Below are 14,420 nucleotides of genomic sequence, written 5' to 3'. Positions count from 1 at the left end.
TGAGTGCGCTTAAAGGGGTTTTAACATCCGCACTTCACAGTCGACATGCCCGGTGCAGCCCAGCGGTTCGGCGATATGTTCGAATCCCAGATGTTCATAGAGGCGAATGGCTTCGGTCAGAAACGCCGTCGTTTCAAGATAACACTGCTTAAACCCCTGCTCACGGGCGTACTCAAGCGCCATCAGTGCCAGCTTTTTCGCCAGCCCCTGACCGCGTACGCTCGGCAGGAAGTACATCTTTTGCAGCTCGCAGATATCCGGTTCGCTACAGCCCAATGGCGCAACGCCGCCGCCACCTACCACCTGACCATTCTGCTCAACCACCCAGTAGGCCGCGCCCGGCTGGCTGTAAACCTGGAACAGCTCATCCAGATTGGGGTCGGCCACCGTGTAGCCTTTATCGGCGGTCAGGCCGTGCTCGGCGGAGACCTGGCGGATAACGTTGGCAATCGCGGCGTTGTCGTCGGCCGTAAGGCGACGCAGCGTCGCAGAGACAGGGGTAATGACACTCATAGCGAACTCATGACATAAACGTGGAACATATGCAGTTAATAACACTGCGGGGAGGGGGAGTGCAAGCGAGGATAATTCAGGAGGTTGGAACCGTACCGTGGATAACCCGGAGTCGGCGCTGACGCGCCTCGTCCGGGCTACTCGAAACCGTAGGCCGGATAAGCGTAGCGCCATCCGGCAAACGTACGGGTACGATTTTTACAGCGCGGCGATGACCGCCTGCTGCTCAATCAGCTTCGCTTTGGCTTCCGCGTAACCGTCCAGCTTCTCACGCTCTTTGGCGATTACCGCTTCCGGTGCGCGAGCAACGAAACCTTCGTTGGAGAGCTTGCCTTCGATACGGGCAATCTCACCTTCGATTTTCGCGACTTCTTTTGCCAGACGCGCAAGCTCATCTTCTTTGTTGATGAGGCCAGCCATCGGGATCAGCAGCTCGGCGCCGTCGATGATTTTGGTCACGGAGACCGGACCTTTGTCATCGGCTGGCAGCACGGTGATGCTTTCCAGACGCGCCAGGTTCAGCAGGAAGCTCTTGTTGTCGTTCACGCGACGCATTGCGTCAGCGCTGCAACCACGCAGCAGCAGCTCCAGCGGTTTGCCCGGGGCGATGTTCATTTCCGCGCGGATGTTACGTACGGCAACAATCGCCTGCTTCAGCCATTCGGTATCGGCCAGCGCCGCTTCGTCTACCTGAGCCGCGTTATATTCCGGGAACGGCTGCAGCATGATGGTATCTGCGGTGTTGCCACAAATCACTTTCACGCGCTGCCAGATGGTTTCGGTAATGAATGGAATGATCGGATGCGCCAGGCGCAGCAGACCTTCCAGCACGGTCACCAGCGTATTACGGGTGCCGCGCAGTTCAGACTCGGAACCACCGGTCATAACAGGCTTGGTCAGCTCCAGATACCAGTCGCAGAACTGGTTCCAGGTGAACTCGTACAGGATGCCTGCAGCGATGTCGAAGCGGAAGTTATCCAGTGCTTCACGGTACGCTTTAACGGTCTGGTTGAATTCAGCCAGGATCCAGCGGTCCGCCAGAGACAGGGTCATTTCGCCGCCGTTGAAGCCGCAATCCTGATCTTCGGTGTTCATCAGCACGAAGCGGCTGGCGTTCCACAGCTTGTTACAGAAGTTACGGTAACCTTCCAGACGCTTCATATCCCAGTTGATGTCGCGACCGGTAGAGGCTAGCGCCGCCAGGGTGAAACGCAGGGCGTCGGTGCCGTGTGGCTCGATGCCGTCCGGGAACTGTTTCTCGGTACGTTTGGCAATTTTCTCAGCTAACTGTGGCTGCATCATGTTGCCGGTACGTTTCTCCAGCAGGTCTGCCAGGGAGATACCGTCGACCATATCCAGTGGGTCGATAACGTTACCTTTGGACTTGGACATCTTCTGGCCTTCGTCGTCACGGATCAGACCGGTCATGTAGACGGTCTTGAACGGAACCTGCGGCTTGCCGTTTTCATCTTTGATGAAGTGCATGGTCATCATGATCATGCGGGCAATCCAGAAGAAGATGATGTCGAAGCCGGAAACCATCACGCTGGTTGGGTGGAACTGACGCAGCGCGTCGGTGTTTTCCGGCCAGCCGAGGGTAGAGAAGGTCCACAGCGCGGAGGAGAACCAGGTATCCAGAACGTCTTCGTCCTGACGAAGCGCAACATCGGCGCCGAGGTTGTTTTCCTGACGCACTTCGTCTTCGGTGCGGCCAACGTAGACGTTACCTGCTTCGTCGTACCATGCTGGGATACGGTGACCCCACCACAGCTGACGGGAGATACACCAGTCCTGGATATCGCGCATCCAGGAGAAGTACATGTTTTCGTACTGCTTCGGTACGAACTGAATGTCGCCGTTCTCAACTGCTTCTACCGCCGGTTTCGCCAGTACGTCAGCACGGACGTACCACTGGTCGGTCAGCATTGGCTCAATAACCACGCCGCCACGGTCGCCGTAAGGAACGGTCAGATCGTGAGGTTTGATCTCTTCCAGCAGGCCCATAGCATCGATGGCAGCGACGATCGCTTTACGCGCGGCAAAGCGTTCCAGCTTCTGGAATTCAGCCGGGATAGCGTTGGAGTAAACGTCAGACTCTTCGCCTTTGGTGTCATACACTTCCGCGGTTTCGCGGATGTCGCCATCAAAGGTCAGAATGTTAATCATTGGCAGGGCGTGACGACGACCGACTTCATAGTCGTTAAAGTCGTGCGCAGGGGTGATCTTCACGCAGCCGGTGCCTTTTTCCATATCGGCGTGTTCGTCGCCGACAATAGGAATACGGCGGTCAACCAGCGGCAGCATGACGAATTTGCCGATCAGATCTTTATAACGCGGATCTTCCGGGTTCACGGCTACGCCGGTATCGCCCAGAATGGTTTCCGGACGGGTGGTCGCCACGACCAGGTAATCTTTACCGTCTGCGGTTTTCGCGCCGTCGGCCAGCGGATAACGGATGTGCCACATCGAGCCTTTAGACTCGCGGTTTTCCACTTCCAGGTCAGAGATGGCGGTGCGCAGTTTCGGATCCCAGTTTACCAGGCGCTTGCCACGGTAAATCAGGTCTTCTTTGTACAGGCGAACAAAGACTTCTTTCACGGCATTGGAAAGGCCTTCGTCCATGGTGAAGCGCTCGCGCTCCCAGTCAACAGAGTTGCCGAGACGGCGCATCTGACGGGTAATGGTGCCGCCGGATTCCGCTTTCCACTGCCAGATTTTGTCGATGAAGGCATCGCGACCGTAGTCGTGACGGGTTTTACCTTCTTCAGCGGCAATCTTACGCTCAACCACCATCTGGGTTGCGATACCCGCGTGGTCGGTACCGGCCTGCCACAGGGTGTTTTTACCCTGCATGCGCTGGTAGCGAATCATGGTGTCCATGATGGTTTGCTGGAAAGCATGACCCATATGCAAACTGCCGGTGACGTTCGGCGGCGGGATCATGATGCAGAAGGACTCTTTGCTTTCGTCGCCGTTAGGCTTGAAATAGCCCTGCTGTTCCCAGTGCTCGTAAAGCGGCTGTTCGATATCTTGCGGGTTATATGTCTTTTCCATTATTTCCAGGTTGCCGTATTCAGGTTAAAACCAGCCACGCGGTAGGCTTTGTAGCGGTCGCGGGCGAGTTGTTTCAAAGTTTCTTCGTAAGGGACGAAGTCTACCACTTCTGTGAAAGCGGTGGCAAAATCTGCAAAGTTTACCCGCAGACTTATCAATATATCCCGTGGGCTGCTGTTGCGCTTGGCAGGCCAGGCTATCTCCACCGGCGCACCGCCTCTTGGGCCTTCGCCCGCCAGATTATGCGGCACAAAACTGTCCGGAGGACGGCTCCACAGGGCTTCATCCAGGCGAATGGCCTGCTGCTCGTCTTCGCAGGCGATCAGCACGCGCTTGCCCGCGCGCCAACGTTCTGCGGCAATTTCACACACCAGTTGCTCGACGGCGCTGAGGTCGTCGACGGTGGTGTCATTGTCCAGAAGATAGAACGTCGCATTCTTCATATATGGGGCTTCTTGTGATGGATTTAAATCGCCCCCTGACCCCCTTCCCGAAAGCGGGGAAGGTCATTCCCCTCTCCCAGTGGGGAGAGGGTTAGGGTGAGGGGGTTGTGCCTTACTCTTCGCCGTTAAAACCCGCACGGTTCAGCAGGAACTGCGACAGCAGCGCCACCGGACGACCGGTTGCGCCTTTGGCCTTGCCGGAACGCCATGCGGTGCCGGCGATGTCCAGGTGCGCCCAGTTGTACTTACGGGTAAAGCGCGCCAGGAAGCAACCCGCGGTGATCGCACCGCCAGGACGGCCGCCGATATTCGCCATATCCGCGAAGTTAGACTCCAGCTGTTCCTGATACTCATCGCCCAGCGGCAGACGCCACGCGCGGTCACCTGCCTGCTCGGACGCGCCAATCAGCTCGTGCGCCAGCGGGTTATGGTTCGACATCAGCCCGGTGATGTGATGGCCCAGCGCAATCACGCAGGCACCGGTCAGCGTTGCCACGTCGATAACCGCTTCCGGCTCGAAGCGTTCAACGTAGGTCAGCACGTCGCACAGCACCAGACGGCCTTCGGCGTCGGTGTTCAGCACTTCAACGGTCTGGCCGGACATGGTGGTCAGCACGTCGCCCGGACGATACGCGCGTCCGCCAGGCATGTTTTCACAGCCCGCCAGCACGCCGATAACGTTGATTGGCAATTGCAGTTCCGCGACCATCCGCATCACGCCGTACACCGCCGCTGCGCCGCACATGTCGTACTTCATCTCGTCCATGCCTTCGGCAGGCTTGATGGAGATACCGCCGGAGTCGAAGGTCAGGCCTTTACCGACAAGCACAATAGGACGAACGTCTTCGGAAGCCACGCCTTTATACTCGATGACCGACATCAGGGATTCGTTCTGCGAACCGTTGCCGACCGCGAGGTAGGAGTGCATACCCAGCTCTTTCATCTGCTGTTCGCCGATGACGCGGGTAATGACGTTTTTGCTGTAGCTGTCCGCAAGCTGACGCGCCTGAGAGGCCAGATAAGCCGCATTACAGATGTTTGGCGGCATGTTGCCGAGATCTTTCGCCGCTTTGATACCGGCAGCAATCGCCAGACCGTGCTGGATAGCACGTTCGCCGCTGGTCAGTTCACGGCGGGTTGGCACGTTGAAGACCATTTTACGCAGCGGGCGACGCGGCTCGCTTTTGTTGGTTTTGAGCTGGTCGAAGCTGTACAGCGTCTCTTTTGCCGTCTCAACCGCCTGGCGTACTTTCCAGTAGTTATTGCGGCCTTTAACGTGCAGTTCGGTCAGGAAGCAGACGGCTTCCATTGAACCGGTGTCATTCAGGGTGTTGATGGTTTTCTGAATGACCTGCTTGTACTGGCGTTCGTCGAGCTCGCGCTCTTTGCCGCAGCCAATCAGCAGAATGCGTTCTGACAGCACGTTCGGTACGTGGTGCAGCAATAAGGTCTGCCCCGGTTTGCCTTCCAGTTCGCCGCGACGCAGCAGCGCACTGATATAGCCGTCGCTGATTTTATCGAGCTGTTCGGCGATGGGAGAAAGCCGGCGTGGTTCGAATACGCCCACGACGATACAGGCACTCCGCTGCTTCTCCGGGCTACCACTTTTTACACTGAACTCCATGCACTACGCTCCTGAATCTTAAAGACAACGGCGGTGGCTACGGATAGAATTGCAAGCTTACGTAACTCATTTCCGCTGTTGCGGTGACTTCGTGTTAATCTTAACGTTATTACGGTCCTGGCACGTCAGACGATGTCCTGAAACGTGAAACCGCTGAGTCATTTAATCTTAGCGATGTTTTCGACGACTCAAGAGAATAAATGACGTTTAAGCCATGAAACAAGCTATTTTCCTGCAATAAGACGGGTTTTTACGGGCGTATTTATAGTGATAATCATACGATATCTGGTGCGGGAGACGCTAAAAAGCCAGCTTGCCATCCTCTTCATCCTGCTTTTGATCTTTTTCTGTCAGAAACTGGTGAGGATCCTCGGCGCGGCGGTCGATGGTGATATCCCGACAAACCTCGTGCTCTCATTGCTCGGGCTCGGCGTGCCTGAAATGGCGCAGCTTATCCTGCCGCTGAGCCTGTTCCTCGGTCTCCTGATGACGCTGGGTAAACTGTATACCGAAAGTGAAATCACGGTGATGCACGCCTGCGGCCTGAGTAAAGCGGTGCTGGTGAAAGCGGCGATGGTACTCGCCTTGTTCACCGGTATTGTCGCGGCCGTTAACGTCATGTGGGCTGGGCCGTGGTCGTCTCGCCATCAGGATGAAGTTCTGGCCGAGGCTAAAGCGAACCCCGGCATGGCGGCGCTGGCGCAGGGCCAGTTTCAGCAGTCTACCGACGGTAACGCCGTGTTATTCATTGAAGGCGTGAATGGTGCAAACTTCCATGACGTCTTCCTGGCGCAGCTTCGCCCGAAAGGTTCTGCGCGTCCTTCCGTGGTGGTGGCCGATACCGGCCAGCTCTCTCAGCGTAAAGACGGCTCTCAGGTGGTGACCTTAAATCAGGGAACGCGCTTTGAAGGGACCGCCATGCTGCGTGACTTCCGCATTACCGATTTCAAAAATTATCAGGCGATCGTTGGCCATCAAGCGGTGGCATCGGACCCGACTGATACCGAGCAGATGAATATGAGTACGCTGTGGAAGACGGATACCGACCGTGCCCGCGCGGAGTTGCACTGGCGCTTAACGCTGATACTGACGGTCTTTATCATGGCGCTGATGGTCGTGCCGCTCAGCGTAGTAAACCCACGTCAGGGCCGCGTACTCTCTATGCTGCCAGCCATGCTGCTGTATCTGGTGTTCTTCTTGCTGCAAACCTCGCTGAAGTCGAATGCGGGCAAAGGCAAAATCGACCCGGCGATATGGATGTGGACGGTCAACCTGGCGTATATCGCGCTGGCCGTGGTGCTAAACCTCTGGGATACCGTGCCGATGCGCCGTTTCCGCGCCCGTTTCATGCATAAAGGAGCGGTATAATGCAGCCATTTGGTGTACTTGACCGCTATATCGGCAAAACCATTTTCACCACCATCATGATGACGCTGTTCATGCTGGTATCTCTGTCTGGCATTATCAAGTTCGTTGACCAGTTGAAAAAGGCCGGGCAGGGGAGCTATGACGCGCTGGGCGCAGGTCTCTATACTCTGCTGAGTGCGCCAAAAGATGTACAGATCTTCTTCCCGATGGCGGCGTTGCTCGGCGCGCTGCTGGGGCTGGGGATGTTGGCTCAGCGTAGCGAACTGGTAGTGATGCAGGCTTCCGGCTTCACCCGTATGCAGGTGGCGCTGTCGGTGATGAAAACTGCCATCCCGCTGGTGCTGCTGACCATGGCGATGGGCGAGTGGGTAGCTCCGCAGGGTGAGCAGATGGCGCGTAACTACCGTGCTCAGCAGATGTACGGTGGCTCTTTGCTTTCTACACAGCAGGGCATGTGGGCGAAAGACGGCCACAGCTTCGTCTATATCGAACGTCTGAAGGGCACCGATGAACTCGGCGGTGTGAGTATTTATTCCTTCAATAATGAACGTCGTTTGCAGTCTGTACGCTACGCCGCGAGCGCGAAATTTGATCCGGAGCTGAAGGAATGGCGTTTGTCACAGGTTGATGAATCCAATCTGACTGACCCAAAACAAATTACCGGTTCGCAGACCGTGAGCGGGACCTGGAAAACCACGCTGACGCCGGATAAGCTTGGCGTGGTGGCACTGGACCCGGATGCGCTGTCTATCAGCGGTCTGTATAACTACGTGAAGTATCTGAAGGCCAGCGGCCAGGACCCAGGCCGCTACCAGCTCAACATGTGGAGCAAAATCTTCCAGCCGCTGTCCGTGGCGGTGATGATGCTGATGGCGTTGTCGTTTATCTTTGGCCCGCTGCGCAGCGTACCGATGGGTATGCGTGTGGTGACGGGGATTAGCTTCGGCTTCGTATTCTACGTCCTCGACCAGATCTTCGGCCCGCTGACGCTGGTATACGGTATCCCGCCGATTATCGGGGCGCTGCTGCCAAGCGCCAGCTTCTTCCTGATAAGCCTCTGGCTAATGATGCGAAAAGCCTAACCTTTCTTGTAGCCCGGCCGAGCGAATGCGACGCCGGGTTTTTTATGCCTGAAATTTGCTGTCTTCCCTTTGAATATCGGCGCTATCCCGTGGTCGCTGCGCTCGCACGGGCTATGAGTTGTAGGCAGGATAAGGCGTTTACGCCGCCATCCGGCAAACCGGCGATGACGAACTAACGTCGCCGCCCACCCAGCAGACTACCCAACATCCCACGCACAATCTGGTTCGTCACCTGACGCACGGCGCTTTTCGCCGCTGTTTGCACCAGACCATCGTGCTTGCCGCCGCGCGGCCCGGTGGTACCGAAGATAATATCTTTCAGCCCGCCAAGGATGCCGTCATCAGCGCTTTGCTGTCCTTTGGCTGGCGGCGCATCCGCCTGGCCCGCGCTGTTCTGCACTCCTTTTTGCAGCATCTCGAACGCCGACTCACGGTCGATTTCATCTTCATACTTGCCGTAGAGCGGTGAGTTATTAATAAGACCGTTACGCTCGTCGTCGGTCACCGGCCCCATGCGTGAACACGGTGCGATAACCATCGCTCGCTCAACGATGGACGGGCTGCCTTTGGCATCGAGGAACGAAATCAGCGCCTCACCGGTGCCCAACTCCTGAATCGCCTGCTCGGTATTAAACGCCGGGTTGGCCCGCATGGTCTGCGCCGCCGTCTTCACCGCTTTCTGATCTTTCGGCGTAAAGGCACGCAGCGCGTGCTGCACGCGGTTACCCAACTGACCCAGCACCGCATCGGGAATATCCGACGGGTTCTGCGACACGAAGTAGACGCCCACACCTTTGGAGCGGATCAGGCGGATCACCTGCTCGATTTTATCCAGCAGCACCTGCGGTGCATCGCTAAACAGCAGGTGCGCTTCGTCGAAGAAGAACACCAGCTTTGGCTTTTCGAGGTCGCCCGCTTCCGGCAACTGCTCGTAAAGTTCGGAGAGCATCCACAGCAGGCTGGCTGCGTAGAGCTTTGGCATCTGATAGAGCTTCTCAGCGCTGAGGATATTGATGATGCCTTTACCGTTGCTGTCGGTACGCATCCAGTCTTTGATATCGAGCATCGGCTCACCGAAGAAATGCTCGGCACCTTGCTGTTCCAGCGTCAGCAGCCCGCGCTGGATGGCACCGACGGAAGCGGTGCTGATATTGCCGTACTGGTTCTGGAAGGATTTGGCGTTATCGCCGATGTACTGGGTGATGGCCCGCAGGTCTTTGAAGTCCAGCAGCAGCAGGCCCTGATCGTCGGCGATGCGAAAGATAATGTTCAGCACCCCGGACTGCACCTCGTTAAGGTTCAGCAGGCGGGCCAGCAGCAGCGGACCGAGGTCTGAGACCGTAGCGCGAACCGGGTGACCTTTCTCACCGAAGATATCCCACACCACCACTGGGTTAGCATGCGGCTCCCAGTCGGTCACACCGATATTATTCAGGCGCGTCATCAGCTTTTCAGAGGCCTGACCTTCCTCTGCCACGCCGGTCAGGTCGCCTTTGACATCTGCCATAAAGACCGGCACGCCAATCTCCGAGAACGACTCGGCCATCTTTTGCAGGGTAACGGTTTTCCCGGTGCCGGTGGCGCCGGTAATCAGCCCGTGACGGTTGGCCATATTGGGCAGCAGTTCAAACTGCTTGTCCTGGGTGCGTGCAATAAGCAAGGGTGCGCTCATGGGTAATCCTCCATTTATTCTGCGTCGAGTATAGGCAAAACAACGACATCTCGCGGCAGTAAATTGTCTGTTTTGCGGCGCTTTATCCAGTGCGGACTATGCTTTGCATACGGTTTTCTTTTTTTTGGAATGTTATGTCCAGATTCTTCTTTAACGAGCGCAAATACCTTGTGGATGATGCGCTTGAAGGCTTAGTGTTGTCCGCACCTCACGCGAACCTGGTGCGATTGGATATCGACCCGGCGATTCGTATCGTCGCCCGCAGCGACTGGGATAAAAGCCGGGTGGCGATTATCTCCGGCGGCGGCTCTGGCCATGAACCGGCGCACGCGGGCTTTGTTGGCAGGGGCATGCTCACCGCCGCGGTATGCGGCGATCTCTTTGCCTCACCGAGCGTCGATGCGGTGCTGAACGCCATCGTGGCGGTAACGGGCGATCGCGGCTGCCTGCTGATCGTCAAAAACTACACTGGCGACCGCCTCAACTTCGGCCTCGCCGCCGAGAAGGCCAAGCGCTACGGCCTGAAGGTGGAGATGGTGATTGTCGCCGACGACGTTGCGCTGCCGGATAACAAACAGCCGCGCGGTATTGCGGGCACGGCGCTGGTGCATAAAGTGGCGGGTTACGCGGCTGAACAGGGGAAATCGCTCAGCGAAGTGCACGAGATAGCTCAACAGGCTAGTCGCGGCGTGTTCAGCCTTGGACTGGCGATGGAGACCTGCAATCTGCCCGGCGGTGAGACCGAAGATCGCATCAAGCCCGACCAGGTAGAGCTGGGACTTGGCATTCACGGTGAGCCCGGTGCTTCGACGGTCAGCAGCCATAACAGCAAACAGCTGATCGGCACGCTGGTTGAGGCCTTGAAAGTCTCTGTGGGTGATAACCGCGTGGCGGTGTTGATCAACAACCTGGGCGGCGTGTCGGAGCTTGAGATGGCGCTGCTCGCCAAAGAGTTGGCGCATTCCGTGCTGCGCGAGCAGATAGCCTATCTGATTGGCCCGGCGACGCTGGTCAGCTCGCTCGATATGAAGGGCTTCTCGCTATCGTTAATCATCCTGAATCAGGCCATTGAAGAGGCGCTGTTGGCAGACGTAGAGACCAGCGGTTGGGTAAAAGCGGTGGCCTTTGCGCCGCTGAGAACCCTGACGCATGCCAAAGTGCACGACGCGCTGGAAGCGCAGCCGTCGGAGAACCCACAGGTGTATGCGCTGGTGGCACAGGCTACCCAGACGTTGCTGGGGTTAGAGAGCCGCCTGAACGCGCTGGATGCCAAAGTGGGCGACGGCGATACCGGCTCCACCTTTGCGCTAGGCGCGCAGGATATCGCCACGCTGCTTAAGCAGAACGCGCTGCCGCTGAACAACCCGGCGCAGCTTCTACAGCTGATTGGCGAGCGTCTGGCAACCGTGATGGGTGGTTCCAGCGGCGTGCTGATGTCGCTGTTCTTTACCGCCGCCGGGCAGGCGCTGACACAGGGCGAACCGCTGGCAAATGCGCTACTGGCGGGGTTAAAGCAGATGAAGTTCTACGGCGGTGCCGCACCCGGCGACCGTACGTTAATCGACGCCTTGCAACCAGCGCTGGAAGCACTGCGAGATAAGGGACTGCCAGAAGCGATTACGGCGGCGCAGCAGGGCGCTGACAGCACGGCGACGATGCAGAAAGCGAAAGCGGGGCGCGCGTCGTACGTGAACAGTGACAACCTGAACGGCGTGCCGGACCCAGGTGCCGTTGCCGTCGCGGAAGTCTTCGAAGCCTTCGCAAAAGCTTAACAACGAAGAGAAAAACCGGCGGCAGAACGCCGCCGGAGTGACATCAGAAATCAGCTTTCAGCACCACGCGGTAACGGGCTTTACCGTCACGCACGTGCTGGATGGCGTCGTTGATTTTAGACATCGGGAACAGCTCGGTGATTGGCGCGACTTTGCTGCGGCCAGCAAACTTCATCAGCTTACGCAGTTCGAATGGGTTACCCGTCGCCGAACCGGAGACGCTGCGGTCGCCGCCAATCAGGGTAAATGCCGGTACCGGCAGCGGCGTCAGCACCGCACCGACGGTGTGGAAGTTGCCGCCCGAGGCCAGCGCTTCGAAGTACGGCTGCCAGTTCAGGTCGACGTTGACGGTGTTGATGATCAGATCAAACTGGCCCGCCAGCTCTTTGAGCGCTTCCGGCGAACGGCTATTAACCACGTGGTCCGCACCCATCGCCCGCACTTCCTGCTCTTTCGACGGATTGGAACTGAACGCTGTCACCTCAGCGCCCATCGCGCGCAGCAGCTTAATAGCGATATGCCCCAGACCACCAATCCCAATCACCCCCACGCGGCTGGTTGCGGTAACGTGATGCATCAGCAGTGGTTTAAAGACGGTGATCCCGCCGCACAGCATCGGGCCTGCGGTTTCGATATCAATGTTGTCCGGCAGCGGAATAACCCATTGCCAGTCGGCACGCAGCTTATCGGCAAAGCCGCCGTGGTTGAGGATAGTCGGCACCGAGCCTTCGGTACAGTTAATCTGGTTGCCATTGATACAGGCATCGCAGTGGCCGCAGCTTCGTGCCGTCCAGCCAATGCCCACGCGCTGACCAATCTTCAGCCCTTTACTCTGCGCTGCACTGCCCAGCGCCACCACGTGACCAATCACCTCGTGGCCAGCAATCAGCGGATATTGAGAGAACCCCCATTCGTTGTCGATCATCGATAGGTCCGAGTGGCAGATCCCGCAGTAATCTACCTTCACCTCAACGTCTTCCGGCAGCAGCTCCCCGGCATCGTATTCCCAGACTTCCAGTTCTGCCCCGGCATTTTTCGCGGCGTAGCTTTTTATTATGGACATCGTGTATCTCTCAGTGTGGTGTTGAACTGAGAGTGTAGAGCATGTGGGGACGGGGCGCTTGGCGGAAGGGGGGATTAAGAGCGCTTATGTAACAGTGCGTTTAACCACATCTCGCAGCGATCGGGACGCTTGTCTTCCGTTATCCAGTGACCGACAAGCGTGATGCCTGCAAGCTCTGTCAGCAGAGCATTCAACCCTTGCTCGTTAAGATCGGTAAAATGGCGGCCATCTTTGACCCGCTCGCCGTCGCCATATTTAAAGGATACGTACCAGATACCGCCAGGCTTAAGCGCCCGCGCCAGTTTTGCCATGGCATCCGGCAACTCGGTAGCGCTGACGTGCAGCAGCGAAGCACAGCACCAGATGCCGTCGTAACGATTAACGGCATTGACGTCGCTAAAGGTCATTTGCTTAACCGAGAGCCCGGTATGCTGGCTGGCAAGCTTTGCCATTTCAGCCGTCGCGTCAAAGGCTTCAACCTGATAGCCCTGCTGTAAAAACGCTTTGCTATCGCGCCCGGAGCCGCATCCGGCATCCAGTATCCAGCCACCTTTTGGAACGTGCTCCAGAAAAGGCGTATAGAGCGAACACATATCAACGTTTACCGTCGAGTTAAAAAAATCGTCGGCGTGGTGTTGGTAATATTCAAGCGTCATCAGAAAGTATCCGTTCCCTGTGCGGCAGGTTCCCATTGGTGAAAAAGGACTTGTAGCGCATCATTCCAGCTGGTGGCCAGGAATTTCTCGCGCAGTGCCGTAGCTGTTCCGGTTTGCCGAATCAACGTTTCGCGCAGCGGCAGGTGGCTATTGATAAAGTACTCGTTTCTATCGTGCAGGCGCTGAAGCAGCTTGCGGGACGGCAGACGCGCGAACTTGCCTTTCTCGCCCCGGTTGCACTCCTTACATGCCAGCACCAGATTCCAGACGCCATTCACGTTACGCACCTGCTCACGCGCCTTCCATGGGATAAAGTGGTCAACGTCAGCAAACTGTTCATCGTCCGGCTTCAGGCTGATGGGCGCATAGCAGTAGAAGCAGCGCCCCTTCTGGTAGCCGTTGAGGCTATCGCGACAGCTCGAGATGGCCACGCGGCGATCGCTGCTGCGGCTAAACAGCATCTGATCGTTACCGTCGTACTCCATGTTGATAAGCTGGCTGGAGATATTCATCGCCCACGCCTGCTCGACCAGACTCCAGCGCGCGTTGGTTTCAAAGCTGAGGTTTTGATACTGCAGCCGCTCACCCAGACGGTAAAAATTCTCCGTCAGGCGGATGCCTTTATGGGTTTTGCGTTCATCGATAAAAAAGCGTTTCTCAATCTCGCCCTGATTCACATTGTGGAAGGCATCAATCACGTTGTTGAACCCCTGACGCACCGTAATGGCGGTTAACGCATCGCGGGTGATTTCCCCCGCATTGAACTGCGAACAGGCGGCAATAAACTGGCTGCTACGCGAGGTTATCTGCTTCGGTGCATGTTGCAGATGGCGACAGAGATGAGCGCTGAACGGCACCGCCAGATCGTCCAGCAAGATCAGATCGCTGCCTTCAGGTTTGAGATCGTACAGCGCATGCGCCAGCGCGAACTTATAGGACGCGACGTTTTTGCCGAAGAGAATAATCCCGCGCCAGTAGTTCTCCAGCGTAGGTTCAACCTGATAGAAGCGCATAGCGATGCCCTGAGCACAATGGCCGTTGTTACGAGATTCAGTAACGCGATCTCATATCAAACGAGGGCAAATGTAAACCGACCCGGTCACGTTGCATTTTTTTGCGAGGTGGATTCCGGGAAAAAGCGCTGACTGGGGGCGGAGTTAGCGGTAGTTAAGG

Annotated in this window: 11 protein-coding genes; 3 read left to right on the top strand and 8 right to left on the bottom strand. The window is 57.1% G+C overall.

The window, feature by feature from the left end:
• Positions 1 to 9: 9 nt before the first annotated feature.
• From MY052_RS21100 to pepA, 4 genes are all read right to left on the bottom strand, one after another.
• A complete protein-coding gene (locus MY052_RS21100) occupies positions 10 to 513 on the bottom strand; it encodes a GNAT family N-acetyltransferase (RefSeq protein ID WP_035892784.1) in 504 nt (167 codons plus the stop codon).
• Between the two features lie 198 nt (positions 514 to 711).
• Positions 712 to 3,567 (bottom strand): valine--tRNA ligase, encoded by a 2,856-nt coding sequence (locus MY052_RS21095; protein ID WP_035892785.1) that lies wholly within the window; start codon positions 3,565 to 3,567, stop codon positions 712 to 714.
• The gene (gene holC, locus MY052_RS21090) at positions 3,567 to 4,010 is read right to left on the bottom strand and encodes a DNA polymerase III subunit chi (protein WP_035892786.1); all 444 of its coding nucleotides are present in this window, start codon (positions 4,008 to 4,010) and stop codon (positions 3,567 to 3,569) included. The genes MY052_RS21095 and holC overlap by 1 nt, the downstream gene beginning before the upstream one ends.
• Positions 4,011 to 4,122: 112 nt before the next feature.
• Complete coding sequence (gene pepA / locus MY052_RS21085) at positions 4,123 to 5,634, bottom strand: leucyl aminopeptidase (RefSeq protein WP_035892787.1); 1,512 nt, start codon at positions 5,632 to 5,634, stop codon at positions 4,123 to 4,125.
• Positions 5,635 to 5,901: 267 nt separating this feature from the next.
• Between pepA and lptF the strand changes: the two genes are divergently transcribed.
• Both lptF and lptG read left to right on the top strand, forming a co-directional pair.
• Entirely contained in the window at positions 5,902 to 7,002 is a 1,101-nt protein-coding gene (gene lptF, locus MY052_RS21080) for an LPS export ABC transporter permease LptF (RefSeq protein ID WP_035892788.1), read from the top strand.
• Positions 7,002 to 8,084, top strand: a complete 1,083-nt coding sequence (gene lptG, locus MY052_RS21075; protein WP_035892789.1) for an LPS export ABC transporter permease LptG — start codon at positions 7,002 to 7,004, stop codon at positions 8,082 to 8,084. The genes lptF and lptG overlap by 1 nt, the downstream gene beginning before the upstream one ends.
• Before the next feature lie 172 nt (positions 8,085 to 8,256).
• Here lptG and MY052_RS21070 read toward each other — a convergent pair whose 3' ends face one another.
• Complete coding sequence (locus tag MY052_RS21070) at positions 8,257 to 9,756, bottom strand: helicase HerA-like C-terminal domain-containing protein (RefSeq protein ID WP_248537819.1); 1,500 nt, start codon at positions 9,754 to 9,756, stop codon at positions 8,257 to 8,259.
• Positions 9,757 to 9,890: 134 nt separating this feature from the next.
• Between MY052_RS21070 and MY052_RS21065 the strand changes: the two genes are divergently transcribed.
• A complete protein-coding gene (locus MY052_RS21065) occupies positions 9,891 to 11,528 on the top strand; it encodes a dihydroxyacetone kinase subunit DhaK (RefSeq protein ID WP_248537818.1) in 1,638 nt (545 codons plus the stop codon).
• A 43-nt stretch (positions 11,529 to 11,571) separates the two neighbouring features.
• On the opposite strand, the gene ahr is transcribed toward MY052_RS21065, so the two are convergent.
• The 3 genes from ahr to MY052_RS21050 form a co-directional block, all read right to left on the bottom strand.
• Entirely contained in the window at positions 11,572 to 12,591 is a 1,020-nt protein-coding gene (ahr, locus tag MY052_RS21060) for an NADPH-dependent aldehyde reductase Ahr (protein WP_248537817.1), read from the bottom strand.
• A gap of 74 nt (positions 12,592 to 12,665) precedes the next feature.
• Entirely contained in the window at positions 12,666 to 13,247 is a 582-nt protein-coding gene (locus MY052_RS21055) for a class I SAM-dependent methyltransferase (protein WP_248537816.1), read from the bottom strand.
• Positions 13,247 to 14,260, bottom strand: coding sequence for an HNH endonuclease (locus MY052_RS21050; RefSeq protein WP_248537815.1), 1,014 nt, complete (start codon positions 14,258 to 14,260; stop codon positions 13,247 to 13,249). The genes MY052_RS21055 and MY052_RS21050 overlap by 1 nt, the downstream gene beginning before the upstream one ends.
• Positions 14,261 to 14,420: the final 160 nt, after the last annotated feature.

The organism is Kluyvera ascorbata (genome assembly GCF_023195735.1).
GTDB lineage: Bacteria > Pseudomonadota > Gammaproteobacteria > Enterobacterales > Enterobacteriaceae > Kluyvera > Kluyvera ascorbata.
This window is presented reverse-complemented; position numbering and strand designations above follow the sequence as displayed.